25 protein-coding genes are annotated in these 24330 nt (G+C 42.5%); 15 read left to right on the top strand and 10 right to left on the bottom strand.

Annotation, left to right across the window (positions count from 1 at the left end; all coding sequences use genetic code 11):
• The first annotated feature begins 36 nt into the window (after positions 1 to 36).
• Positions 37 to 450, top strand: a complete 414-nt coding sequence (locus VS868_RS07705; protein WP_266070822.1) for a BLUF domain-containing protein — start codon at positions 37 to 39, stop codon at positions 448 to 450.
• Positions 451 to 469: 19 nt separating this feature from the next.
• On the top strand, positions 470 to 850 hold the full coding sequence (locus VS868_RS07710) for a DUF2809 domain-containing protein (RefSeq protein ID WP_345599754.1): 381 nt from the start codon (positions 470 to 472) through the stop codon (positions 848 to 850).
• Between the two features lie 77 nt (positions 851 to 927).
• On the opposite strand, the gene VS868_RS07715 is transcribed toward VS868_RS07710, so the two are convergent.
• From VS868_RS07715 to VS868_RS07725, 3 genes are all read right to left on the bottom strand, one after another.
• On the bottom strand, positions 928 to 2313 hold the full coding sequence (locus tag VS868_RS07715; RefSeq protein ID WP_266070820.1) for a sodium-dependent transporter: 1386 nt from the start codon (positions 2311 to 2313) through the stop codon (positions 928 to 930).
• A 193-nt stretch (positions 2314 to 2506) separates the two neighbouring features.
• Complete coding sequence (locus VS868_RS07720) at positions 2507 to 5383, bottom strand: pitrilysin family protein (RefSeq protein WP_345599755.1); 2877 nt, start codon at positions 5381 to 5383, stop codon at positions 2507 to 2509.
• Positions 5384 to 5561: 178 nt separating this feature from the next.
• Positions 5562 to 6620 (bottom strand): transporter substrate-binding domain-containing protein, encoded by a 1059-nt coding sequence (locus VS868_RS07725; protein ID WP_266070912.1) that lies wholly within the window; start codon positions 6618 to 6620, stop codon positions 5562 to 5564.
• A gap of 236 nt (positions 6621 to 6856) precedes the next feature.
• Between VS868_RS07725 and VS868_RS07730 the strand changes: the two genes are divergently transcribed.
• Positions 6857 to 7177, top strand: a complete 321-nt coding sequence (locus tag VS868_RS07730; protein WP_345599756.1) for a hypothetical protein — start codon at positions 6857 to 6859, stop codon at positions 7175 to 7177.
• Here VS868_RS07730 and VS868_RS07735 read toward each other — a convergent pair.
• Entirely contained in the window at positions 7158 to 7748 is a 591-nt protein-coding gene (locus tag VS868_RS07735; protein ID WP_266070910.1) for a riboflavin synthase, read from the bottom strand. The genes VS868_RS07730 and VS868_RS07735 overlap by 20 nt on opposite strands.
• 58 nt (positions 7749 to 7806) lie before the next feature.
• Here VS868_RS07735 and pdxA point away from each other — a divergent pair, with 58 nt between their 5' ends.
• The 11 genes from pdxA to VS868_RS07790 all read left to right on the top strand — a co-directional run bounded on the left by pdxA (position 7807) and on the right by VS868_RS07790 (position 16381).
• Positions 7807 to 8853, top strand: a complete 1047-nt coding sequence (gene pdxA / locus VS868_RS07740) for a 4-hydroxythreonine-4-phosphate dehydrogenase PdxA (protein ID WP_345599757.1) — start codon at positions 7807 to 7809, stop codon at positions 8851 to 8853.
• A gap of 96 nt (positions 8854 to 8949) precedes the next feature.
• The gene (locus tag VS868_RS07745; protein WP_266070908.1) at positions 8950 to 9486 is read left to right on the top strand and encodes a DUF177 domain-containing protein; all 537 of its coding nucleotides are present in this window, start codon (positions 8950 to 8952) and stop codon (positions 9484 to 9486) included.
• 9 nt (positions 9487 to 9495) lie between these two features.
• The gene (gene rpmF, locus VS868_RS07750) at positions 9496 to 9693 is read left to right on the top strand and encodes a 50S ribosomal protein L32 (protein WP_006988996.1); all 198 of its coding nucleotides are present in this window, start codon (positions 9496 to 9498) and stop codon (positions 9691 to 9693) included.
• Positions 9694 to 9861: 168 nt separating this feature from the next.
• Complete coding sequence (locus tag VS868_RS07755) at positions 9862 to 10857, top strand: beta-ketoacyl-ACP synthase III (protein ID WP_266070907.1); 996 nt, start codon at positions 9862 to 9864, stop codon at positions 10855 to 10857.
• A gap of 21 nt (positions 10858 to 10878) precedes the next feature.
• Entirely contained in the window at positions 10879 to 11376 is a 498-nt protein-coding gene (gene accB / locus VS868_RS07760) for an acetyl-CoA carboxylase biotin carboxyl carrier protein (RefSeq protein WP_266070906.1), read from the top strand.
• Positions 11377 to 11415: 39 nt separating this feature from the next.
• The gene (gene accC / locus VS868_RS07765; RefSeq protein WP_266070905.1) at positions 11416 to 12762 is read left to right on the top strand and encodes an acetyl-CoA carboxylase biotin carboxylase subunit; all 1347 of its coding nucleotides are present in this window, start codon (positions 11416 to 11418) and stop codon (positions 12760 to 12762) included.
• 302 nt (positions 12763 to 13064) lie between these two features.
• Positions 13065 to 13448 carry a hypothetical protein gene (locus VS868_RS07770; protein ID WP_345599759.1) on the top strand — a complete coding sequence of 128 codons (384 nt, stop codon included), beginning with the start codon at positions 13065 to 13067 and terminating at the stop codon, positions 13446 to 13448.
• Positions 13449 to 13472: 24 nt separating this feature from the next.
• A complete protein-coding gene (locus VS868_RS07775; protein WP_345599760.1) occupies positions 13473 to 14588 on the top strand; it encodes an FAD-dependent oxidoreductase in 1116 nt (371 codons plus the stop codon).
• Between the two features lie 2 nt (positions 14589 to 14590).
• Positions 14591 to 15256, top strand: coding sequence for a monofunctional biosynthetic peptidoglycan transglycosylase (mtgA, locus tag VS868_RS07780; RefSeq protein WP_266070902.1), 666 nt, complete (start codon positions 14591 to 14593; stop codon positions 15254 to 15256).
• Between the two features lie 72 nt (positions 15257 to 15328).
• Positions 15329 to 15880: a hypothetical protein gene (locus VS868_RS07785; RefSeq protein ID WP_345599761.1), complete on the top strand. Its 552-nt coding sequence runs from the start codon at positions 15329 to 15331 to the stop codon at positions 15878 to 15880.
• 48 nt (positions 15881 to 15928) lie between these two features.
• Positions 15929 to 16381, top strand: coding sequence for a hypothetical protein (locus VS868_RS07790; RefSeq protein ID WP_266070899.1), 453 nt, complete (start codon positions 15929 to 15931; stop codon positions 16379 to 16381).
• A gap of 53 nt (positions 16382 to 16434) precedes the next feature.
• Here the strand turns inward: VS868_RS07790 and VS868_RS07795 are convergent, their stop codons facing one another.
• From VS868_RS07795 to VS868_RS07820, 6 genes are all read right to left on the bottom strand, one after another.
• On the bottom strand, positions 16435 to 17403 hold the full coding sequence (locus VS868_RS07795; protein ID WP_266070898.1) for an ABC transporter ATP-binding protein: 969 nt from the start codon (positions 17401 to 17403) through the stop codon (positions 16435 to 16437).
• Between the two features lie 192 nt (positions 17404 to 17595).
• Complete coding sequence (locus tag VS868_RS07800; protein WP_345599762.1) at positions 17596 to 19767, bottom strand: prolyl oligopeptidase family serine peptidase; 2172 nt, start codon at positions 19765 to 19767, stop codon at positions 17596 to 17598.
• Between the two features lie 128 nt (positions 19768 to 19895).
• Positions 19896 to 20885 (bottom strand): aspartate-semialdehyde dehydrogenase, encoded by a 990-nt coding sequence (locus VS868_RS07805; RefSeq protein WP_266070895.1) that lies wholly within the window; start codon positions 20883 to 20885, stop codon positions 19896 to 19898.
• 330 nt (positions 20886 to 21215) lie between these two features.
• A complete protein-coding gene (mscL, locus tag VS868_RS07810; protein ID WP_266070894.1) occupies positions 21216 to 21644 on the bottom strand; it encodes a large conductance mechanosensitive channel protein MscL in 429 nt (142 codons plus the stop codon).
• Between the two features lie 36 nt (positions 21645 to 21680).
• Entirely contained in the window at positions 21681 to 22790 is a 1110-nt protein-coding gene (alr, locus tag VS868_RS07815) for an alanine racemase (protein WP_266070893.1), read from the bottom strand.
• Entirely contained in the window at positions 22762 to 23430 is a 669-nt protein-coding gene (locus VS868_RS07820) for a thymidine kinase (RefSeq protein WP_265162214.1), read from the bottom strand. Before VS868_RS07820 ends, alr begins: the two co-directional genes overlap by 29 nt.
• Before the next feature lie 99 nt (positions 23431 to 23529).
• Between VS868_RS07820 and VS868_RS07825 the strand changes: the two genes are divergently transcribed.
• The gene (locus VS868_RS07825) at positions 23530 to 24327 is read left to right on the top strand and encodes a hypothetical protein (protein ID WP_266070892.1); all 798 of its coding nucleotides are present in this window, start codon (positions 23530 to 23532) and stop codon (positions 24325 to 24327) included.
• Positions 24328 to 24330: the final 3 nt, after the last annotated feature.

The following is a 24330-nucleotide window of genomic DNA, read 5'->3' on the forward strand; positions in this document are numbered from 1 at the left end:
ATACTTTTTTAAATTGGGTCTGAAAAACCCCTTTTAATGGAGCATGCAATATGTTTTATAAGTACTGCCAGCAACAATTTTACAGTTGGCGAGATTGAAACCTTACTTCCCAAATGGCGGGAGAAGAACAACAAGGAAAATATTAAAGGAATGCTCCTTTTTTCTGAAGGCAATTTCTTTCAGGTGCTGGAAGGAGAAAAGACAAAGGTTTTGGAGCTGTTTCAGCGTATAAAAGAAGACCACCGTCACAATAACATTATCCAGGTGGTGGGAAAAGACCTCTCAAAAGGCTCTTGTGATCATTATATTGTTGAACATCTGGATGAAGCGGAATATTCAAAGCCCGAACTGGTAAGCCAATACTGCGAATCTGTGAAGGGAATGGATCTCGAAACCCAGCAGCAAATCAAAAATATTCTAAAATCATTTATTGACACCAGGGTTTTATAGTTTTTATTAGCTTGCCGGGGTGCAATTTCATTTCAATTATTTTGCGGCGGCTGTTCTTCTTTTCTTTACAGAAGTTTTTATTGCTGCTTTTATAAACGATACGATCATTAGGCCCTACGGCGGAGATTTCCTGGTGGTCATCTTTCTCTACTTCCTTTTAAAAAGCTTTTTTAATATTCCTGTCAAAAATGCCATTTTTGGAGTGCTGTTTTTCGCCTTTGCTGTTGAAGCTTCGCAATATTTCGGGCTTCTTTCTCTTCTAAATCTTCAGGATAACAGGATTGCTTCGATGGTGTTAGGGAATCATTTTGAATGGCTCGATATCGTTATTTACATCCTTGCTGCATTGTGCATTTATTCCGCAGAAAAAATTAAAGCAGGTTATTTGAAGGCTGAGTGAGGTGAAATTTGTCACCAGCGCAAAAAACAAAATATGTTCCGGGATATTTTAGCTGTATTTTTTACTTCCGAAGAAAGCTAAAACAGCTGTATGTTAAAGAACTTTTGAAGCAGGGTAAGTATGAACATGAGCCCCAAAACTACCGGACAAATAAATTTGATCATTATATTTAAAAAGCCTTCCATAAAAGAGCCTTTATAATTTTTTGCACCCTGGCTTATTTCATCAGAAAATTTGGCAGTGGTCCACCGGGTGGCGATAAAGACACTAAGCAGGAACCCTCCAAGGGGCAGCGCAATAACCGAAAATATATCCTGTACAAGGTCCATAAAGCTTTTTGATGTGCCTTCGTAAAAAGTGAAGCTGGTTAAGCTTTGAATGGCACCGTAACCCAGCATACTGGGTATTCCAATAAAAAAGATAACAAGAGCCATCAAAGAAACTGCCCTGCGGCGGGACCATTTGCGCTCGTCTATGAGATAGGCAACGGCCACCTCCAGCAGGGAGATGGTAGAGGTGAGGGCGGCAAAACACAGCAAAAGGAAAAAACTACTCCCTACGATTTTCCCCAACACTGGCCCCATGGCCTGAAAGATTCCGGGAAGTGCTACAAATACCAGTCCCGGGCCTTCTGAAGGAGATTGGCCTTGAGAGAAAACAAGCGGGAAGATCATTAAACCTGCCAAAAATGCCACCATGGTATCTGCAATTACCACCAGGCTGGCAGAGCTTAAGATATTTTCCTGTTTACTAAGATAAGAGCCATAAGTAATCAAACCGCCCATTCCCAGGCTTAGGGAAAAGAAAGCCTGCCCAAGAGCAGAGTAAATAGTTTCGGCATTAATAAGGCTAAAGTTGGGCAGCAAATAAAACTTCACGCCCTCTATGGCTCCCGGTAAGGTGAGCCCGTAAACTATGATTCCCAGTAGCAGGAAAAAAAGCGCCGGCATCAATATTTTTGCAGAACCTTCAATGCCTTTTTTGACGCCCTGCAGTACTATCACGGCAGTAATGGCCATAAACCCAAAGCTAAACCAGAGATTATCTGAATAATCGGCTACGTATTCTCCAAAAAAGGAGGAAAAATCATTTTCTTCCAATAAATTTCCGAAGGCTGTTTCAAGAAAATAACCGAAGGCCCAACCAGAAACCACATTATAGAAAGAGAGGATCATGATTCCTGAAAGAATGCCGAACAGCCCTACAAGTCCCCAGGCTTTTCCGCCGTATTTTTTATAAGCTCCATAAGGGTTGGACTGTGCACTGCGGCCCAGGGTGATTTCTCCCAACATTATTGGAAAACCTATTAGGAAAATCCAGAAAACATAGATTATTAAAAAAGCGGCCCCTCCGTTTTGTCCTGCCACATACGGAAACTGCCAAATATTCCCCAAGCCTACTGCCGATCCTGCGGCTGCGGCTATAAAGCCTAACCTGCTTGAAAATCCACCTCTTGTTGCCATGCGGCAAAAGTAGATTATTCTTCCTAATTTTTTTAGTGAATTTTGCAGGCTTTAAAATAGCTAACCGTATTATGCCATTAAAGACGAGGTAAGGTGTAATTAAAAAAAGTAATTGGGTTTTAAAACCTACCCTTAAGAATAAAAAAAAGCTCCCGCGAACACGGGAGCTTATAATTGAATTTTAAAAAATTGTTTAGGGCTTTACTGCTTCGGGTTTTACTTCTTCCCCTTGTTTATTGATCAATTTAACTTCATCAAAGCCCATATCTTTGAACTGCTCAAATTGCGTAGCGGCATCTCCCACCACCAGGTAAGCCATTTTGGACTCGTCAAGATATTTTTGGGCCAGTTTTCTATGCTCTTCAAGAGTCATGTTGCGAATAACTTCCTCTTCCTGCTTAATATAATCGGCCGGAAGGTCATACGCGCTCCTTTCCTGAAGCATGCCCAGCAGTGAGGGTTGTGTCTCAAAACGGCGGGCATTAGACTTGATAAGGGCATTTTTGGTGAATTCGAGATCTTCGGGCGTGATGCCATTCCTGTATTTGGCAATCTCATCTTTAAAAATACCTACAGATTCTCCTGTGGCATTGGTGCGCACGCTAGAAGAGGCTGTAAAGGTGCCGGGGATCTTAGAACCACTAAAACCACTGCGGGCGCCGTAGGTATATCCTTTTTCTTCTCTTAGTACCAGGTTTACGTTACCCGAAAAAGAACCTCCCAACTTGTAGTTCATCACCTCGGCAGGGAAGAAGTCTTCGCTGGTGCGGGGAAGAGCGAGGTAACCAATATTGATCACCGACTGCTTGGCACCAGGTACATCTACAAAATACAAGGAAGCTTTGTCTCTATTGGTTACTACCTCAAATTCAGGGATGGTAACTTCTTTAGGCTCCCAATTGTCTTTGAGGTCGGCGAGTACATCCAGTGCTTGTTCCTGTGAAACATCGCCCACAACATGGAAACGGCTTACTGTAGGAGAAAAATACTTGTTGTAGTAATCTTTAAGATCCTGCATGCTAATGGCTTCTACAGACTCTACCGTACCCGATGTGGGATAGGCAAAAGGATGGTTCTCTCCATAAAGCAGCTTGTTATACACCTGGTTGGCAATTACATTAGGATTGGCCTCATTTCTTTTTATGGAATTGATTGTGCTGGTTTTGATGCGTGCCAGCTCTTCCTCATCCCATCGTGGCTCAAGAAGGATTTCTTCCACGAGTTCCATGGTTGCTTCAAAGTTCCTTGCAAGGCTGTTCCCTCTAATAACTATAGACTCATCTGTGGTGTACATATACAGGTTAGCTCCAAGAAGATCTATAGCCTCTTCGAGTTCTGCAGGTGTTTTGTTGGCCGTACCTTCCATAAGGATATCGGTCATTAGGTTGGCTACCCCGTTTTTGCTGAGGTCGTCAAGTAAATGTCCGCCTTCAATTACCAGGCTAAAGTTTACCAATGGCAATTCATTTTGCTCAATGCCATAGACTTCCAGGTCATTTTCAAGCACCAGGTTCCATGACTCAGGAACATTTAAGCCGGGCGCCTCACCCAATTGAGGAGGTGTAGATCTGTCGATCTTTGAAGGTGTTTTTTCAATGGTCTTTTCTTCGGTAGCAGCAACTTCGGCCTCTACGTTTTCGGTGATCTCTTCCTCTACGACCTGTGCTTTTTCAGAGTTTTCAGCAATAAGCTCTAATTGGCCTTTAGGTACAAAGCTGGTCATCACGAAAGGCTTATCTTTGATGTAGGTATTATATACCCTCATCACATCTTCTTTGGTCACTTTTTTGATATTTTCTATATCTTTTTCAATGTAACCCGGGTCTCCGGTGAAGACATCATATTGGGCGAGCTGGAAGGATTTTCCAAGTACGCTGCTTATGCCGTTGTAAAAATCGGTTTCAAGACCTGCTTTAATGCGTTCAATATCCCGTTCTGTAACTCCTTCTTTTTCAAAACTATCAAAGGCTTTTTCAATACCGGCTTCAACACTGTCTAAATCTACCCCTGCGTTGGCAGTGACCAGGATTCGAAATTTCCCGGCAATTTGATCAGAGCTGTTGAAGGCTATTGGTTCAGAGGCCAGTTCTTCTTCTTTTACCAGTACTTCATACAGTGGCGCTTCTTTTCCGTCGGAAAGGATCTCTCCCAGGAAATCGAGCGCATAGGCATCGGCAGTATAATGTTCAACTGTAGGCCACACCATATTGAGCTGAGGTGCGGTAGCAAAGTTATCTTCATGGTAAAGCCTTTTAGTTTCTGAAAGCTTTACGTTTTGTACCTCAAGCGGGGCAACTTCCTGACGCTTTTTTATTTCGCCAAAATACTTCTCGATCATTGCTTTGGTCTCGTCCCTGTCAAAATCTCCGGCAATCACCAGGGTGGCGTTGTTGGGGCCATAAAATTTGTCGTAGAATTCCTTAACATCAGCTATAGTGGCACTTTGAAGGTCTTCAAGTTCGCCTATCACCTGCCAGCTGTATGGGTGGCCATCAGGGAAAAGGTTTTTATCGATCACCCAGCCGGTGTGTCCATAAGGGTTGTTGTCTACCCGCTGGCGTTTCTCATTCTGTACTACCTCCTGCTGGTTGGCAAATGCAGCTTCAGTTACAGTATTAATGAAATATCCCATACGGTCAGATTCCAGCCAGAGCACCATTTCAAGTGCATTTTGGGGTACTACTTCATAATAAACAGTACCATCCTGCCAGGTACCGCCGTTTAGGGTTCCACCCACATCCTGGATTTTTTTAAAGAATTGATCTTGTGGTACATTTTCAGATTCCTGGAATAACATGTGTTCAAAGAGATGCGCAAAACCTGTGCGGCCTTTTTTCTCCCGGTTAGAACCCACCCCGTACTGGATGGCAACTGACACAATAGGATCTGACTTGTCCTGGTGCAGTACCACATTTAGACCGTTGTCAAGTTCGTATTTTTCGTACTCAATAGACAGGCTCTGGTCCTGGAGACTGTCAGTTTCTTTTCCCTGCAGGTCATCACAGGAAGTAAAGGTGGAGGTTAACAAGGGCAGCATAAGTGCCATTGCGAGGAACCTTACTTTTTTCATACTTCTTTTGGTTTTAGTTAAAATTTGCTGAATATAATAAGTGCTAAATAGTAATGTGTCTGATTTTCAGCAGTAATGTTACAATATTAAATGAAATGAAGTGAAAAAAATATAAAGTTCTTCAGAAGCTAATGTAGTCACTTATAAAGCTGGGGAAGGAGATAAAGTGACTGTATGATTACTTGTATTCAGAAATCAGGCTGTTCCATTCCATGGTTTTCAGCGTTCCAATAAGAATAGGGTCTATTTGGTTTACAAGTTTAGAGTGCTTTGGGAAACTATAACTGTAGTAGTCTTTTTTGAGGCTGTTTTCAAGAACGGTAAGTTCCTCCTGCAGTTCTTTTTCTTCAATATAATAGCTAAGAATAGGTTTATCGTATACCAGCACGTTTTTATCATTCTCCAGGAGCGCTTCCAGGCCCTCGTTGGCATTGAGAACTTTATAGGAATCAATGTTGTACTGGTCCAGTAATTCCTGTGCACTGGAACTTTTTACGGTATAGATCTCAAATCTTTCCAGATCCTGAACCGTGCCAATCTCATCCTGAATGTTTTGTACGGTAAGGGAAGAGGCAATTCCCGCTGTAAGGGTAGAGATCATGATAATAGCTATGAACATCCAGATAAAACCTACAACTCTCCCACCAAAAGTACGTGGCGACTTATCCCCGTAGCCCACGGTGGTCATGGTCACTGCACTCCACCAGAAGCCCTGGAGTATTCCTTTGGCACCGGGCCCAAATTCTTCTTTGTTCTTTTTTCGTTCAAAGATCCAGACCAGCATTCCAAAAATAAAGATGACCCCCACCAGGATAAGTATGGCCGAGAAGAAGTTCCAGCTAAAAATATTAGAGAGGTATCTCCAGACTGCAGAACCACTTTTTCTTGCAATCCCGGTGTAAGAGATGAAGTAGGGCTGTGAAAAATCCATTTTTTGCATTCTCTTATCGGTAACAGTGATGGGGTTGATGCTAAGATCAACTTTTCCCTGTTCTACCGCCTGTAGCAGCGCATCAAGAGTTTCGAATTGCTTATACTTATAATTAGCATTCAATTCCCTGTTTACCAGCTTCCATGATTCAATACTAAGACCCGCAAAATCGCTTCCCTCCTTCATCACAAAAGGAGGAGCCTCGGTTAATCCAATAATAAGTTCGCCTGCAGTATTTAAAGAATCCTGTGCCTGAGTCGTTACAATGCTTAAACTAAAGAAAAGAAAAAAGATATATTTATTCATAAGGCTAAAATAGGATCTCAATTTATAAATTTATAGATAAACACCTTTTTAGAGTGCTGAAGAGCAAAAAATGCAGGATAACCTGTAATTTTGTAAGAAAAGTAAACCTTAGATAGGGTGGAGAAATTCTGCAGGGTGATAGTCAATATATTTGATAATTAGTAGGAAAGTGAATTATTGGATATTCCCTGACAGGTAATTTGTTTATTACTTTTAATTATTAGAATATTGTGACCATGGGTAAACGGGGGAAATACCAGATCATACTTGTTCTGCTTGCAGGTCTTGCCTTTGGAATTTATTTCCAGGGCGCTTATGCGCAGGATTCGAAGAACCCACCACCGCCTATGATGCAAAGCACCCAGGACTCCACGACAGATAATGGTTGTGGAGAAACTGATGATCCAGGAGACGGCAGTCCACCACCACCACCGGGTTTTTGCTTACCTATAAACGATTATTTGTTGCCCCTGTTCCTTTCGGGGGTTGCGCTTGGAGCATTCCAGTTATTCAGACTCAGGAAGAAAGAGGAGGAACTTAAGGATTTAACTGAGTAAGTCGCTTTACATACTTCCCAATAACGTCAAATTCCAGGTTGACTCTGGTTCCCTTTTTGATCATTTTAAAAGTGGTATGCTCAAAGGTGTAGGGAATAATAGCCACGCTAAAGTTGTTCTTACCCGAATTCACAACGGTTAAGCTTACCCCGTTTACAGTAATAGAACCTTTTTCTATAGTGATGTTTTGCAGCCCAGGGTCATATTCAAAAGTAAACTCCCAGCTGCCATTCTTTTCCGCCACTGCGGTGCATAAAGCGGTTTGGTCTACATGGCCCTGCACAATATGGCCGTCTAGCCGGGCGCCCAATTGCATACCCCGCTCCAGGTTTACCACATCTCCTTTCTTTAATTCTCCCAGGTTGGTTTTTGAGAGGGTTTCAGCAATAGCAGTAACAGTATATTCCCCCTGTGCAATATCTACCACAGTCAAACATACGCCGTTATGAGCTACACTTTGATCTATCTTCAGCTGTGAAGTAAAGTTGGCTTTAATACTAATATTAAGGTTGTCTCCACTTTTAGTCAGTGCCGTGACTACTCCCAGTTCTTCAATGATGCCTGTAAACATTCTCCTATTATTAATTACCTTTGCAGGTATAAAATTAGTGTAAATACAGGAAAACATTATGAAATCATCCGACAAAATAAAAGTGGGAATTAGTATTGGAGATCTCAACGGAATTGGAAGTGAGATCGTGCTTAAGACTTTTGAGGATGTTAGAATGATGGAGCTCTGCACACCGGTTGTATTTGCATCGGCCAGAACCATTACGTTCATCAAGAAAAAACTCAATATCGATATTGCCTTTCAGGGGGTTGATGATGCAGCCCAGGCCATTGATAATAAGTTCAATGTGGTAAATGTCTGGAAAGAGAATGTGACGGTGAATTTTGGTGAGGAGACAGAAGAGGCCGGCAGGCATGCCTTTCTTTCGTTACAGGCAGCAACCAATGCTCTAAAGCAGGGTGATGTTGATATTCTTGTTACCGCGCCTATAAATAAACACAACATTCAGAGTGAAGAGTTTCGCTTTCCGGGCCATACAGATTATCTGGCAAAGGAATTGGGAGGGGAAAGCCTCATGTTTATGATCACCGATACCTTAAAAGTTGGGCTTTTGACAGATCATGTGGCGGTAAAAGATGTAGCTGCAGCTATAACACCCCAATTGATCGAAAAGAAAGTGAGGATCATTCATAAAACGTTGCAGCAGGATTTCAGGATCTCGCAGCCTAAAATTGCGGTGCTGGGAATTAATCCGCACAGTGGTGACGGCGGAGTTATTGGAAATGAGGATGAGGAGATCATGAAGCCCACTCTTGAAAAAATAAGGAACTCCGGAAAGCTCATTTTTGGCCCCTATTCTGCCGACAGTTTCTTCGGAAGTGGTAATTATAAAAATTTTGATGCAATTATTGCAGCTTATCACGACCAGGGATTAATTCCTTTTAAAACCCTTTCCTTCGGAAGCGGGGTTAATTTCACAGCCGGTCTTAGTAAGGTGCGCACTTCGCCCGATCACGGTACGGCATACGAGATTGCCGGAAAGAACGAGGCCGATCACCACTCATTTAAAGAAGCCTTGTTCAAGGGAATAGATATCTTTAAAAGCCGTCAGGAATATGAAGAACTCACCCAAAACGTCCTGAAGAAACAGGGCAAGAAGATATAAACAAAAAATTGTTCATAAAGAATAGGCAGTTAATTAATTTTTATATCTTTGCACCCGCCTTATCCTGAGGGGTAGGCACTTGAAACTGATGATGAAATGAGGAAACTAAAGGAGTTTACGATCCCCTTTGTGGGTCTTAAACAAGGTAAACACCAGTTCAAGTACGAGGTTGACAATAAGTTCTTTGAACATTTTGATTACGATGAATTTAACAGTGCCAACATAAAGATAGATCTTCTTTTTGAGAAGAAATCGACCATGTTGGAGCTCACTTTTAAAGCATCGGGAATGGTAAACGTTTACTGCGACCTTACAAACGAACCTTATGACCAGCCAATAGACAGTGAGCTATTTCTGGTAATTAAGTTTGGGCAGGAGTATAACGATGACAATGAGGATATTTTGATCTTGCCGCATGGTGAGTACGAGGTAAATATCCAACAGTACATTTATGAAATGCTGGTTTTGGCCGTTCCGTCAAAAAGAGTTCATCCTGGAGTGCTAGATGGCACTTTAAAGTCAGATGTACTTGAAAAGCTGGACGAGTTAAGTCCGCGAGAAAAAGAGACTAAAACAGAGGAGGACATAGATCCCCGCTGGGAAAAATTGAAAAATTTATTAAACGATAAATAATACGCAGCCATGGCACATCCTAAGAGAAAGACCTCAAAGACGAGGAGAGATAAAAGAAGAACGCATTATAAAGCCTCTGTACCACAAATAGCTACAGATCCTACTACAGGAGAAGCTCATTTGTACCACAGGGCACACTGGCATGAAGGTAAATTATACTACCGTGGTCAGGTGTTAATTGACAATACAGAAGAAGTAGAAGCTTAATATTCAAGAGCTTTGAAAATACTCCAAACTCTCACATAGTGAGAGTTTTTTGTTTTAAGTTGATAAAGTGCTAAAAACACCTTAATTTGCACCGCTGTATTGTGAGTTTTATTAGTCTACTGTTTCTCAGTAATTTAACCATTTTGCAGAGGCATTAAATGCATGTTTATGAGTAAAACAACAGCAGCGATTACAGCTGTAGGCGCGTATGTACCGGAATTTGTTCTTTCAAACAAAATCCTTGAGACTATGGTTGATACCAACGACGAGTGGATCACCTCAAGAACCGGCATCAAAGAGCGCCGCATCCTTAAGGATGCTGATAAAGGAACTTCCTACCTGGCAATTAAAGCCGCCCAAAACCTTATAGATAAATCTGGAATAGACCCGGCAGAAATTGACCTGCTAATTATGGCTACGGCAACGCCCGACCTTCCGGTCGCAGCGACAGGTGTTTACGTGGCATCACAAATAGGTGCCGTAAATGCTTTTGCTTACGACCTGCAGGCTGCCTGCTCCAGTTTTCTCTACGGGATGTCTACCGCCGCAGCATATATTGAAAGCGGCAGGTACAAAAAGGTTCTTGTTATAGGGGCCGATAAAATGTCTTCAATTATTGACTATACAGATAGAACTACCTGTATCATCTTTGGAGATGGCGCAGGGGCTGCTTTGTTTGAACCCAATGAAGAAGGTCTTGGGCTACAGGATGAAATTCTTAGAAGCGATGGCGCCGGAAGAGAATTTCTCAAAATTTCTGCCGGTGGCTCTCTTATTCCTGCAACGGCACAAACAGTGGCCGATAAGCAACATTATGTCTTTCAGGATGGAAAGACCGTATTCAAATTTGCCGTTACCAATATGGCCGATGTGAGTGCAAAGATCATGGAGCGAAATAATCTTTCAAATGAAGATGTCAACTGGCTGGTGCCACACCAGGCTAACCGCCGGATTATAGATGCAACTTCAAGCCGAATGGGGATCGATGATTCCAAAGTGCTTATGAATATTCATAGGTATGGTAATACAACTTCGGCTACTTTGCCTTTACTATTAAGCGACTTCGAAAAACAGTTTAAAAAAGGAGATAATCTTATTTTTGCTTCGTTTGGAGGTGGCTTCACCTGGGGTTCTATCTACCTCAAGTGGGCTTATAATTCTTAAAAACACCCAACACTAAATAATATGGATTTAAAAGAAATTCAGAATCTCATCAAGTTTGTGGCAAAATCTGGAGCCAGTGAAGTAAAGCTGGAAATGGATGATGTAAAGATCACCATCAAAACCGGATCTGACGAAAGGGAAACCACAATCCTGCAGCAGGTACCTATGCAGGCTGCACCACAAGTGCAACAGCCGGTGCAGCAACAGCTTTCTTCTCCACAACAACAGGAGAGTGCTACAACCGGGGGCGAAGCCAATGCCGCACAGGAAGATAAAGGATATGTTACTATTAAGTCTCCTATAATTGGAACCTTCTATAGAAAACCATCTCCAGACAAAGGTCCTTTTGTAGAAGTTGGAGACTCTGTAAAAGTAGGTGATGTTCTTTGTGTGATTGAAGCTATGAAGCTCTTCAACGAGATTGAAAGTGAGATTTCCGGAAAGATCGTGAAGGTACTGGTTGATGATTCATCACCAGTAGAATTTGATCAACCTCTATTCCTGGTAGATCCGTCATAATAGCTGTAAGGAGCTACCCTAAAGCCAAAACTAAACAGTATGTTTAAAAAAATATTAATTGCCAACAGGGGAGAAATTGCCTTGCGCGTTATTCGCACCTGTAAAGAAATGGGCATTAAGACCGTTGCGGTATACTCTACCGCCGATGCAGAAAGTCTTCATGTTCGTTTCGCCGATGAAGCAGTTTGCATTGGCCCTCCTCCCAGCAACCTTTCCTATTTAAAGATTTCAAATATCATAGCAGCGGCTGAGATTACCAATGCAGATGCTATTCATCCGGGATATGGTTTTCTTTCTGAAAATGCTAAATTTTCGAAGATCTGTGCTGAACACGATATCAAATTTATTGGTGCCAGCCCCGATATGATAGATAAGATGGGAGATAAAGCCACGGCTAAAGCTACTATGAGAGCTGCCGGGGTGCCTTGTGTGCCCGGGTCAGAAGGCATTCTCGAATCTTATGAAGAAGCCGAGAAGATCGCCAATGATATGGGTTATCCCGTTATGCTGAAAGCTACCGCCGGTGGTGGTGGTAAAGGAATGCGTGCCGTTTGGAAAAAGGAAGATCTGCAAAAAGCATGGGAATCGGCCAGGCAGGAAGCAGGTGCAGCCTTCGGTAACGATGGCATGTACATGGAGAAACTCATTGAGGAGCCGCGACATATTGAGATCCAAATCGTGGGAGACAGTTCAGGTAAAGCCTGTCACCTCTCAGAAAGGGATTGTTCTGTACAGCGACGCCATCAAAAACTTACCGAAGAAACTCCGTCTCCTTTTATGACCGATAAACTTCGGAAACAAATGGGAGATGCTGCAGTTAAAGCAGCCGAATACATCAAGTATGAAGGCGCCGGTACCGTAGAGTTCCTTGTAGATAAACACAGGAACTTCTACTTCATGGAAATGAATACCCGTATTCAGGTAGAGCATCCTATTACCGAACAGGTGATAGATTACGACCTCATTCGGGAACAGATCCTTGTGGCAGCAGGAGTGCCTATCTCAGGTAAGAACTACGAGCCACAGTTACACTCTATTGAGTGCCGGATTAATGCTGAAGACCCATATCACGACTTTAGACCTTCCCCCGGAAAGATTACCAACCTGCATGCACCGGGTGGGCATGGAGTGCGTATAGATACTCATGTGTATAGTGGTTATGTGATTCCGCCTAACTACGACTCTATGATTGCCAAATTGATTACTACCGCCCAAACCCGCGAAGAAGCGATTAGTAAAATGAGACGGGCTCTTGACGAGTTTGTAATTGAAGGTGTGAAAACCACAATTCCGTTTCACAGGCAGTTGATGGATGAGCCAGATTATGTTGCGGGGAACTACACCACCAAGTTCATGGAGAGTTTCAAAATGAAACCAAGAGAGTAATATTATATGGGGATTGCTACAGCGATCCTTAATTACTATACCTTAGACCTCACAGGTTTTCAAAACCTGTGAGGTCTTTTTTATTTATTGTCTTGAATTCCTGCTCCTGTAAGGCAGCGGTATTTTTTATCTCCTTCAGCGAAAAGCGTGTTCCGAAAATTTCATTGCTACTTCAAAATTTATTTCAAAGGTTTTGCTTTACAGGGGTTTAGCAATAAATTCTTATCTTAAAGGAAATGTTTATCTACCGTGGTGGCCGGTGTAGCATTAAACATTTTAGTTAATTCTTTAAACCTAAAATTATGAAGAAGGTATTTTCAGTTCTACTTTTATTATTTCTCAGCAACTCCTTAAGTGCACAGGAGATTACCGGCGACTGGTATGGCGAATTGATTGTACAGGACCGTAATATGGGAATTGTCTTCCATATTTCTGAAAATAAGGATGGCTATACCACTACCTTAGATAGTCCTGCACAAAATTCTTTTGATATTCCTGTTGAGTCTACATCTTTTAAAGATAATGTATTGGAGGTAAAGGCACCGAAGCTTGGAGGGTTCCATTTTAAAGGAAGACTAAAGCAAGAGGAACTTTCCGGCTCATTAAGACAAGGCGGAGCACTCGTTCCTCTTAAACTTTCAAGAGGGAAACCCGAAGACGTAAAAGAAGAGGCAAAAAAAGAATAACTTTGGCTACAAAATGGCATTTTTATGAGCTTTTCTTTTTGGGAACACGATTCCTGGTTTTCTAATATTGATTTTACCATTGTTGGCAGCGGGATTACCGGACTTACCTGCGCCCTGCAATTAAAAACCCGTTATCCCGAAGCAAAGGTGGTAATCCTCGAAAGAGGACTTCTACCCAATGGTGCCAGTACAAAAAATGCGGGTTTTGCTGCTTTTGGAAGCCTTAGCGAAATTCTGGACAACCTGCAGCATCATTCCGAAGAAGAGATGGTAGAACTGGTGAGAAAACGGGTACAGGGGCTTGATCTACTCAAAAGAACTTTGAATAGTGATGGTATTGATTTGCAGGTAAATGGCGGATATGAACTATTTACTGCAGCCGAAGAAGATCTCTTTGAAGCTTGTGTGTCAAAAATGGCAAAAATAAACAGCCTTCTAAACCCCATTTTTGGAGAGGATGTCTTCAGCATAACCAATAATAAATTCGGATTTGCAAAAGTAGATAACAGCCTGATCTACAATAAATTTGAAGGCCAGCTTGATACCGGGAAAATGATGAGTGCCCTGCTTCAGAAGGTGCAGGCAGCCGGCGTGAAGATCCTCAATTCGGTTACCGTAAATGGTTTTGCTGAAGTAGATGATTCCGTAGAAGTAGAAACAGAACATTTTAGCTTTTACACCGGAAATTTGCTTATTGCCACCAATGGCTTTGCTTCACAACTGGGCATTCCAGAGGTTAAGCCGGCCCGGGCACAGGTGTTGATCACAGCTCCTATTCCCAACCTTCATCTAAAAGGCACTTTTCACCTTGAAAAAGGCTTTTATTACTTCAGAAATATTAACGATAGGATACTGTTGGGAGGAGGCAGGAACCTCAACCTTAAAGGAGAAGAAACCACCGAAATGGCATTGACGGCACTGGTGCAACAGCGGCTTGAAAGCTTGCTCAAAAATGTCATTTTACCCGATACTCCTTATAAGATCGAAAGAAGGTGGAGCGGAATAATGGGCATGGGGGAACAGAAGAAACCGGTAATTAAAAAGGTTTCGAAGCACGTGTATTGCGGAGTGCGTTTAGGCGGAATGGGTATAGCAATTGGCAGTCTCGTAGGAAAAGAACTGGCCGATCTAATTGAATAAAAATGAAAAGATTTTTCAGGTTTTTACTGAAACTGGTGCTGGGATTGTTTCTCTTCAGCATATTTATGGTTGTGGTCTATAAGTGGGTGCCGGTACCCTTTACTCCGTTAATGGTCATCAGGTACTTTGAAAATCCTGATGAAGACATAAAACATGATTGGGTGCCCATGGAGGAGATTTCTGACAACCTGAAGCTGGCAGTGATTGCCAGTGAAGATCAAAATTTCCCCAGTCACAATGGGTTTGACTATAAAGCGATTCAAAAGGCCATGGAAGACAATAAAAAAGGGAAAAGAGTAAGGGGCGCCAGCACTATTTCGCAGCAAACTGCCAAGAACGTTTTTCTATGGCCACAGCGCAGCTGGTTTAGAAAAGGCCTGGAAGTTTATTTTACCTTTTGGATAGAACTTTTGTGGAGTAAAGAGCGCATTCTTGAGGTTTACCTTAACAGCATAGAAATGGGCAAAAGCGTTTATGGCGCCGAAGCTGCTGCTCAAGCCTGGTTTAAAAAGAGTGCAGAGAACCTTACCGCCTATGAAGCCGCTGCCATTGCAGCCATACTCCCAAATCCTCGGGAATACAGGGCCAACCCCGCCAGCAGTTACATTGGGGGCAGGAAGAGCTGGATTGTGAGGCAAATGAGGAACCTCGGAAAAATTGAGCTTTAATAGAATTTAAGACATTCCAAAAAAAACAGAACCAAATAAAATTATATTTACTCAATTTAAAATCAGCAATCAATGAACAGAATACTACCTCTATTATTAATATCCATGTTGTTTGGTTTTCATGGATATTCCCAGGAGACTGAAGAAATAGCTACCCCAAAAGAGCAGGTACCTTATTCCGGTAAAAACGAATTAAAATTAAATGGAATGTATTTGCTCATTGGTTTCCCCGAGCTTAGCTACGAGCGAATTTTGAATGATGAGTCTGCTTTGGGTATTTCTGTTAACTTTTCTATAGATGATATAGAAATTGATTTTATGGCTATTCCCTATTACAGGATCTATTTTGGTAAAAAACCTGCTGCCGGATTTTTTGTGGAGGGGAATGCGGCCTTTTACGTAGTAGATGATGAAGAATACACCTACTATAACGGGAGTACTTACGAAGTTAAAACTGAAAATGAAATAGGTGCAGGGATAGGTCTTGCGGTAGGATCAAAATTTATGACTGAAAGTGGATGGGTGTTTGAAGTTTTTGGAGGAGCTGGAAGAAACTTTTTAGGTTCAGATAATATAAGCGTTGCTTATCCCAGATTTGGCCTTACAGTTGGCAAGAGATTTTAAAAAACTTCCTGATTGAGGCTTTGACATTAAAATAACAGCAAAGAAAAAATGTCTGAAATAAAAGAAAAGTTGATTGAAGCCTGCGCTGCTTACGTAGAGAAAAAGATCGAAACCGTACAGCATGTCATAGACGATCTTGAAGCTGCTCTAAAACTGGAGACCAAATGCTCTATGGGCGATAAATATGAGACCGAAAGGGCTATGCTGCACCTCGAATTTGAGAAAGTGGCAAACCAGGCCGAAGGTTTTAAAAGGCTTAAAAGAACGCTTAAGGAAGTCCCCACAGGTAGTACGGGGAATGTAGCAGGTTTTGGAAGTATCGTGAAAACTACAGTGGCCAATTATTTTATTGCCATTCCTGCCGGTGAAATTAGTGTGGACAATGAGAAATATTATACTGTAGGGGTAGGTGCTCCAATAGCACAAATATTTATGGGAAAAAAGAAGGGAAGTAGCGTGACGTTTAATGGCAGGGAATTACAAATAGAAGAAATTTTCTAAAGGTAAATATCTGCATTTCTGAATTGCATAATTTCTTCGGAACAAATTCTCACTTAGCCTAACCTTTTTTCAAGTAGATCCTGTTCGATTTGTAAGCGAACAGATTTGCCATTTTCCAGGCCTTCCGGGTGTTCCACGAAAACTGAAGTTCCTTCTATTTCAACTTCAGTAAGAAAAAAACTTCCTTTAAAAAACACATTTTTGACTACCCCCTGATACCTGCCCGATGCTGTCAAATGTATGTCGTGAGGGTAGAGAATTACCTTCTTGCGTACTGGTTGATCGTCAAAGAAGAGGGAAGCCGGGAGTTCATTTACGTCTCCAAACAGGGAAGCAACATAGGCATTTGGCGGGTTATTATAAAGTTCTGTGGGCGATCCCATAGCTATAATCCTTCCGGCTTTCATTACAATGGTCTTGTCGGCAAAAGAAAGTGCATCTGTGCTGTCGTGAGTAGCCAGCATTACGGTAGTGCCCGTTGCTTTCAGGTGGCTAAAGAGGTTCCTGCGCAGTTTGTTCTTTCTGAAATGATCAATATGGCTAAAGGGTTCATCCAGGAGTAAAACTTCAGGAGGATTTGCGAGGGTTCTTGCCAGTGCTACCCGCTGTTGTTGGCCTCCACTCAGGAACTTTGCCTTTGTTTTTGCCAGCTCCTTCATTTCTACCAAAGCGAGAAGCTCGTTTACCCGTTGCTGTTTTTTACGGGGGTAGGCGTTGGAGAGATGTTTGCCCACATTTTCGGCTACTGTCAATGGTGGCATCAGGTCGAAATCCTGCGTGAGGTATTTCATGAAATCTTCGCCGGGAACGAGGTTGAAATTGGGCCCCAGCAACTGCTTTTCTTTCCAGAAGATCTTTCCTTTTACATCATGAAGTCCATAAAGGGACTGGAGCAGGGTGCTTTTACCGCATCCACTGGCGCCAATGATTGATATATTTTCCCCTTTTTGGATGTTAAAGCTGAGGTTCTTTAACACCGGCTTGGCTCCATAAGCAAAAGAAAGGTTTTTGACCTTTAGCATCTTCGTTTTGTTAAGGCTGTAAAATTAGAGTTTTAATAATAAAAAGAGGCTGTCTCAAAGCCTTATTTGTGTTGATCTGCACCTGGTCCAGGCCACATGTGACTCTAATGATGATCACAGGATCCCTGAAATAAATTCAGAATAACACTTAAGTACTTTCAAACAGCCTCTTTAAAAAGGTCTGAACAAAAATTATTTTACCGGGTTAGGGAGTTTGTTGAATCCCATGTTGTAAAGTGTAAAGCCAAAAATGTCGGCATATTGTTCAATGGTCTTGCTCACCGGGGTACCGGCACCGTGACCTGCATTAGTCTCAATTCTAATCAATACAGGGTCGTCACCTGCCTGTTTATCCTGAAGCTCGGCAGCAAACTTAAAGGAGTGTGCCGGTACTACGCGGTCATCATGGTCTCCTGTAGTGACCAAAGTAGCAGGGTATTCTTCTCCACTTTCTACATTGTGAACAGGAGAGTACCCCTTCAGGTAATTGAACATCTCTTCACTGTCTTCGGCGGTACCGTAATCGTAAGCCCAGCCCGCACCTGCTGTAAAGGTGTGGTAGCGCAGCATATCAAGAACTCCCACTGCCGGCAGGGCAACTTTCATAAGATCTGGTCTTTGGGTCATGGTAGCTCCTACTAAAAGTCCGCCGTTGGAACCTCCCCGAATGGCCAGGTAATCTCTGGAGGTGTAATTATTTTCAATAAGGTATTCGGCAGCGGCAATAAAATCATCAAAAACATTTTGCTTCTGCAATTTAGTTCCGGCATCGTGCCAGTCCTTTCCATATTCCCCGCCACCCCGTAGGTTTGGTACGGCATATATTCCGCCCTGTTCCATCCACACCGCATTGGCAATACTAAAGGAAGGGGTGAGGCTTATATTGAATCCGCCGTAACCGTAAAGGATCGTTGGGTTCTTCCCATTCATTTCAATCCCTTTTTTGTAGGTGATGATGATAGGCACTTTAGTGCCGTCTTTAGACGTATAGAAAACCTGTTCGCTGGTATAGTTATCAGGATTAAAGGCCACCTCGGGGCGGTTGTACAACTCTGATGTTCCGGTTTCTACATTGTATTTGTAGATGCTGCCGGGAGTAACATAATTTGTAAAACTGTAATAAAGGTCTTTTTCGTCTTTTTCCCCGCCAAAGCCACTGGCAGTTCCAATTCCGGGAAGATCAATTTCCCTTACCAGTTTTCCTTCATAGTCGTACTGTTTTACATTAGAAACTGCATCCTGCATATATTCAGTAAAAATATATCCGCCTCCGGTTGATGGGCTAAGTACATTTTCGGTTTCAGGAATAAGGTCTTTCCAGTTTTCGGGCTGCGGATTTGCGGCATCTACAGTAACGATCTTTCTGTTTGGCGCGTCTAGATTGGTCACGATAAAAAGCTTGCTGCCGCGGTTGTCCATTACATAACTTTCGCTGTCTTCATGGCCTACTATTGTATCAATAGAAGGATTGTCTTCTGCGAGATCCATCATAAATAGTTTACCTCCCGAAGTTGAAGTCCTTGCCGAGATGAACAGGTAGCGGTTATCTTCTGAAACACTCCCCCCTACATAACGATGCTTTTGCTCGGGAGTAGCGCCAAAGATCACTTTATCTTCACTTTGTGGCGTGCCGAGTTTGTGGTAGTAAAGTTTATGCTGATCTGTCTTGGCTGAAAGTTCGCTTCCTTCAGGTTTGTCATAACTTGAATAGTAGAAACCTTCATTGGCTTTCCAGGAAAGGCCGCTGAATTTTACATCAATCAAAGTATCTTCTTTGATTTCGCGGGTTTCGGCATCCATAACAATAATCTTTCTCCAGTCGCTTCCACCTTCAGAAATACTGTAAGCAAGGGTTTTTCCATCTTCAGAAAAACTCATTCCGGAGAGAGAAGTTGTGCCGTCTTCACTGAATTTATTCGGATCTAAAAATACTTCGGGCGTGGCATTTTCCGATTTTTTGCGGTAAATAACGCTTTGATTTTGGAGTCCGTTATTTTTGCTGAAGTAGATCCAGCCACCTTCTTCACTTGGTGCACTTAATTTCTCGTAATTCCAGAGTTCGGTAAGCCTTTGTTTTAGTTCTTCCCTGAAGGGAATCTGGTTGAGATATTCAAAAGTGACTTCATTTTGTGCCTTTACCCAGGCTTCGGTCTCTGCGCTGCGATCATCTTCGAGCCAGCGGTAAGGGTCTTTCACCTCGTTGCCAAAATAAGTGTCTACGGTATTACCTTTTCGAGTGGTGGGATATTCCAAAGCAGTAGATGGGGTTTGTGTGGTTGTCCCGGGGGCAGGTTCAGGTTGTTGTGAACTTCCGCAGGAGATCAAAGTTCCGGCAGCCAGGGCAGTAATTAATATTCTATTCATTTATCAGTAGTTTAAGAGGTCCTAAAATAGGTAATTTTCTCATTAAAAGATATAAGAAAGGCTGCACAAGAAATATGCAGCCTTTAAATTATTACTCTTCAAAAATGCCATTTTTGGCACCTCATATTTTAAACAAGTTTGTTATCTACCAGGTATTCGGCGATTTGCACCGCATTGGTGGCAGCACCTTTCCGAAGGTTATCGGCTACGATCCACATGTTTAGAGAATTAGCCTGAGAGAGGTCTCTTCTTATACGACCCACAAAAACATCGTCTTTACCTTCGGCATAAATAGGCATGGGATAAGTGTTTACGTCAGTATTATCCTGCACGGTGACTCCCGGGAACTCTTTTAACAGTCTTCGAACGTCATTAACGTCAAAATCCCTGCTAAAAGTGACATTTATAGATTCGCTGTGCCCGCCCACTACCGGAATACGTATAGCGGTGGCTGTAACTTCTACAGCGTTGTCTTTCAGGATCTTTTTAGTCTCGTTGGTGAGCTTCATCTCTTCTTTGGTGTAGCCATTTTCTTCAAAAACGTCACACTGCGGAATGGCATTACGGTGAATAGGGTATGGATATGCCATTTCTCCCTGCTCTCCCTTATATTCGTTCTCTAGCTGCTGTACAGCTTTTACGCCGGTGCCTGTAATAGACTGGTAAGTAGAAACCACCACGCGGGTAATACCGTATTCCTTGTGAAGAGGGGCAAGTGCCATCACCATTTGAATGGTAGAGCAGTTGGGGTTTGCGATAATTTTATCTTCGGAAGTCAATTCTGAAGCATTGATCTCGGGCACAATAAGTTTCTTCTCCGGATGCATTCTCCAGGCCGAGGAATTGTCTATGACGGTAGTACCTGCTTCTGCGAACTTTGGTGCCCATTCAAGGGAAGTTTCACCGCCGGCCGAAAAAAGCGCAATATCTGGCTTTTGTGCCACAGCCTCTTCCAGGCCAATCACTTCATATTCTTTGTTATTGAAGCTTATCTTGTTGCCTACAGATCTTTCTGAAGCTACCGGAAGCAATTCGGTAACCGGAAAGTTTCTTTCTGCCAATACTTTTAACATTACCTGGCCCACCATCCCGGTAGCGCCTACAACTGCTATTTTCATGCTATAGTGATTTAAAGACCTCACAGGCTTCGGAAACCTGTAAGGCTCCATTTCCTGCTCGTCCTGATATTTTATACAAATGTATTGTACTACAAATAATAAAAAGAGTAGACACAAAGAAATTCTGCCTCAAATGACTTTTTATAACCACTTTGTACAGTTTGTTAAATATGAAGGGTTATAGTAAAAAAAGACCCCCGGTGGTTCCGGGGGTTTAAGGTTAGGATATGTAGCGTAGCGGTTACTACGTGTTTTAAAGTTCGTTCTCTTGCCGCAAAAATATTTATTTCTTGCTCATGCAGTGATACACAGGCGCGAAAAATGGCATCTTTAGCTGTTCTTTTTCCTTAATTCATCCCGAATTTCGGTAAGCAGCTGTTCCTGTGAAGGGCCTTTAGGTTCAGTGACTTTTGGAGCTTCTTTCGCAGTCTTGGTTCTTTCATAAGCCCGTAAAACCAGGAAAATAAAGAAGGCCACAATCACAAAATAAATAATAGCCTGAATAACATTGCCATAGGTGAGCACGGCGGCTTCGGCTTCTTTTGCGGCATCCAGGCTTTCATATTCGTTACCGTCAAGAGAAATGAATTTTTGTGAGAAATCAACTCCCCCAGTAATAACACCTATGAGAGGCATGATGATATCGGCTACCACAGAAGAAACTATTTTATTGAAAGCACCTCCTACAACCACGGCGGTAGCAAGGGCAATAATGTCGCCTTTCATTAGAAAAGCCTTGAAATCCTTAAAGAATGCCATAATAAGATTTTTAAGTTAGTAACCTAAATGTATGAATTAATCTGTAATAAGCACTCTCTTCACTCTTTGGGAGATTCCGGTAATCAATTCGTAGGAGATCGTGTTTCCCTTTTCAGCAAAGGCAGTTGCATGTTGAGTTTCTCCAAAAACAATGACTTCATCCCCTTCTTTACAGTCAATTCCGGTAATATCGACCATCACCATGTCCATACAAACATTTCCTAAAATTGGGGCGTAGCTGCCATTAATAGTTACCCCGGCGCGGCCATTGCCGTACTGCCTGTTAATCCCGTCGGCATGACCAATGGGGAGCGTGGCTGTTTTGGTGCGTTTTTCGGCGATAAAGGCGCGGTTGTAGCCCAGGGACTGGCCTTTTTCCAGCACATGGATTTGTGAGACAATGGTTTTAAGCGTTCCAATTGGCCTTAACTTTTCATCATTGGGCTCATCATTTCCAAACCCGTAAAGCCCAATCCCCGATCGCACCATGTCAAAATGGGCTTTGGGATAATTAATGATCCCCGAAGTATTGCAAATGTGCAGCATGGGGCTGTAGCCTAAATCGTCATATAATTTGACAGCTATTTTCCGGAAGGTATGGATTTGCATGAGGGTGAACTCCCGCTCTTTCCAGTCTTCACTTGCGGCCAAATGCGAAAAGAATGATTTCGCTTTAACTGCAGTGGTAGCTGTGAGCAGGTCTTTCACTACATCGGTCTCTTTTTCTGAAAACCCAAGGCGATTGAGTCCGGTGTTGAACTTAATATGTACAGGATATTCTTTCTGATTTTTTTCTTCAGCAGTTTTGACAAATTCCTCTAAAACAAACTTGCTGTAAAGGCTTGGTTCCAGGCAATTTTCAATAATAGCTTCAAAATTGAATGACTGAGGGTGAAGAACCAGGATAGGGGCTTCAATTCCGGCCTCTCTTAAGGCAATACCTTCAGAAGTATAAGCTACCGCAAAATAGTCGGCGCCCAGCTCCACGAGCTTATGGGCTATGCCGGCTACGTCGCTTCCGTAACCAAAGGCCTTGACCACGGCCATAAATTTTACATCTTCATCGAGTTTTGACCTAATGTAATTGTAGTTGTGCGCTAAGGCATCAAGATTTATTTCAAGTACGGTCTCCCTGGCTTTCGGCATGTTCACTTCTTTTGGTGTCTTTTAATTCTTCGGGTTCTGTAACCTCGAAATTTTTTAGTTTTTCTCTTAACCGGGCTTTGTAAAAAGCTCCGCGGCTCAAAGGCTCATATTCTTCGGTCTCTCCCAGCATCACCAGGTCTTCATTTGAAGTCTTGCGGTAGCTGTATTGGGCGAGGTTTCCGGTACGGGTGCAAACGGCGTGTACTTTGGTGACATACTCTGCAGTGGCCATTAAATTTGGCATTGGTCCAAAGGGGTTGCCTTTAAAATCCATATCCAGTCCGGCAACGATCACTCTTACCCCTCTGTTTGCAAGGTCATTGCATACAGAGACAATTTCTTCGTCAAAGAACTGGGCTTCATCAATGCCCACCACATCGCAATCATCGGCCAGCAGCCTGATATTGGCTGCAGCTGGAACAGGGGTGGACCTTATTTCATTAGAATCGTGAGACACCACCATCTCTTCATTGTAGCGGGTATCTATGGCCGGTTTAAAGATTTCGACCTTTTGTTTGGCAAATTTGGCGCGCTTGAGCCTGCGAATCAGCTCTTCGGTCTTCCCAGAGAACATCGAGCCGCATATAACTTCAATCCACCCAAATTGCTCTTTATGATTTACTGTATTTTCAAGAAACATTTTGTATTTTTCAAGACCAAAAAGCAGACTTCGCTTTTGATAAAGGTGACACAAATTTATTAAAAATACAACCGTATTCGGGTTGCAAGAATGAAAGTTATGAAAAAGCAATTGAAAGGGGAATTAGTAGCTTTGGCCGAAAAAGTTGCTCTTTTAAAAGATCAGGACCAGGTCGCGACCGGGGAATTAAAAGAACTTGCCAGGAGATTATACGAAAAGCTTACCGTCTACAATTTTACCGAATCTAATCTCTACACGGCTTCAGAAATAAGAGAGCAGGAAGTAGTAAAAACTGCTCAAAAAGTAGAAGCTCCAAAAGAAAAAGAGGCTCCGGTTAAAGCTTCCGAAGAAAAGAAGGAATCGGTGCCGCCGGTGCAGGAAGAAGATGCTCCAGAACCGGACGAGTATAACCCTACCGGACTTGAATACAACGATTCTGAAGAGATTACCGAGCCAAATACCGAAAAGATCAAGGATATTGTGGCCCAGATGCCACCGGAGACTCAGCAGGTTGACGATCTCTTTGCACATGTAGAACCGCGCAATTACAAGAAGAATGATATGAGCGATATTGGGGGAGTGCATTATGATAACCTGCCGCAGTTTGAACCAGTGAAAAGACAGGGTTCTGCCCAGGAAAAACCAAAATCCCTCAATGACAGGCTCAAGAAAGGTATCAATATTGGACTTAACGACAGAATGGCCTTTGTAAAGCACCTTTTTGACGGGAGTACATCAGATTATAACAGGGTGTTGTCTCAACTTATTACTATAAGGACTAAGGAAGAGGCCTTTAATTTTGTTGCAAACATGGTCAAGCCCGATTATAATAACTGGGAGGGAAAAGAAGACTATGAAAGCAGGTTTTTGGCTATAGTTGAAAAGAACTTCGAATAAGTT

Origin of the sequence: Salinimicrobium sp. 3283s (genome assembly GCF_039602225.1) — a bacterium.
GTDB lineage: Bacteria > Bacteroidota > Bacteroidia > Flavobacteriales > Flavobacteriaceae > Salinimicrobium > Salinimicrobium profundisediminis.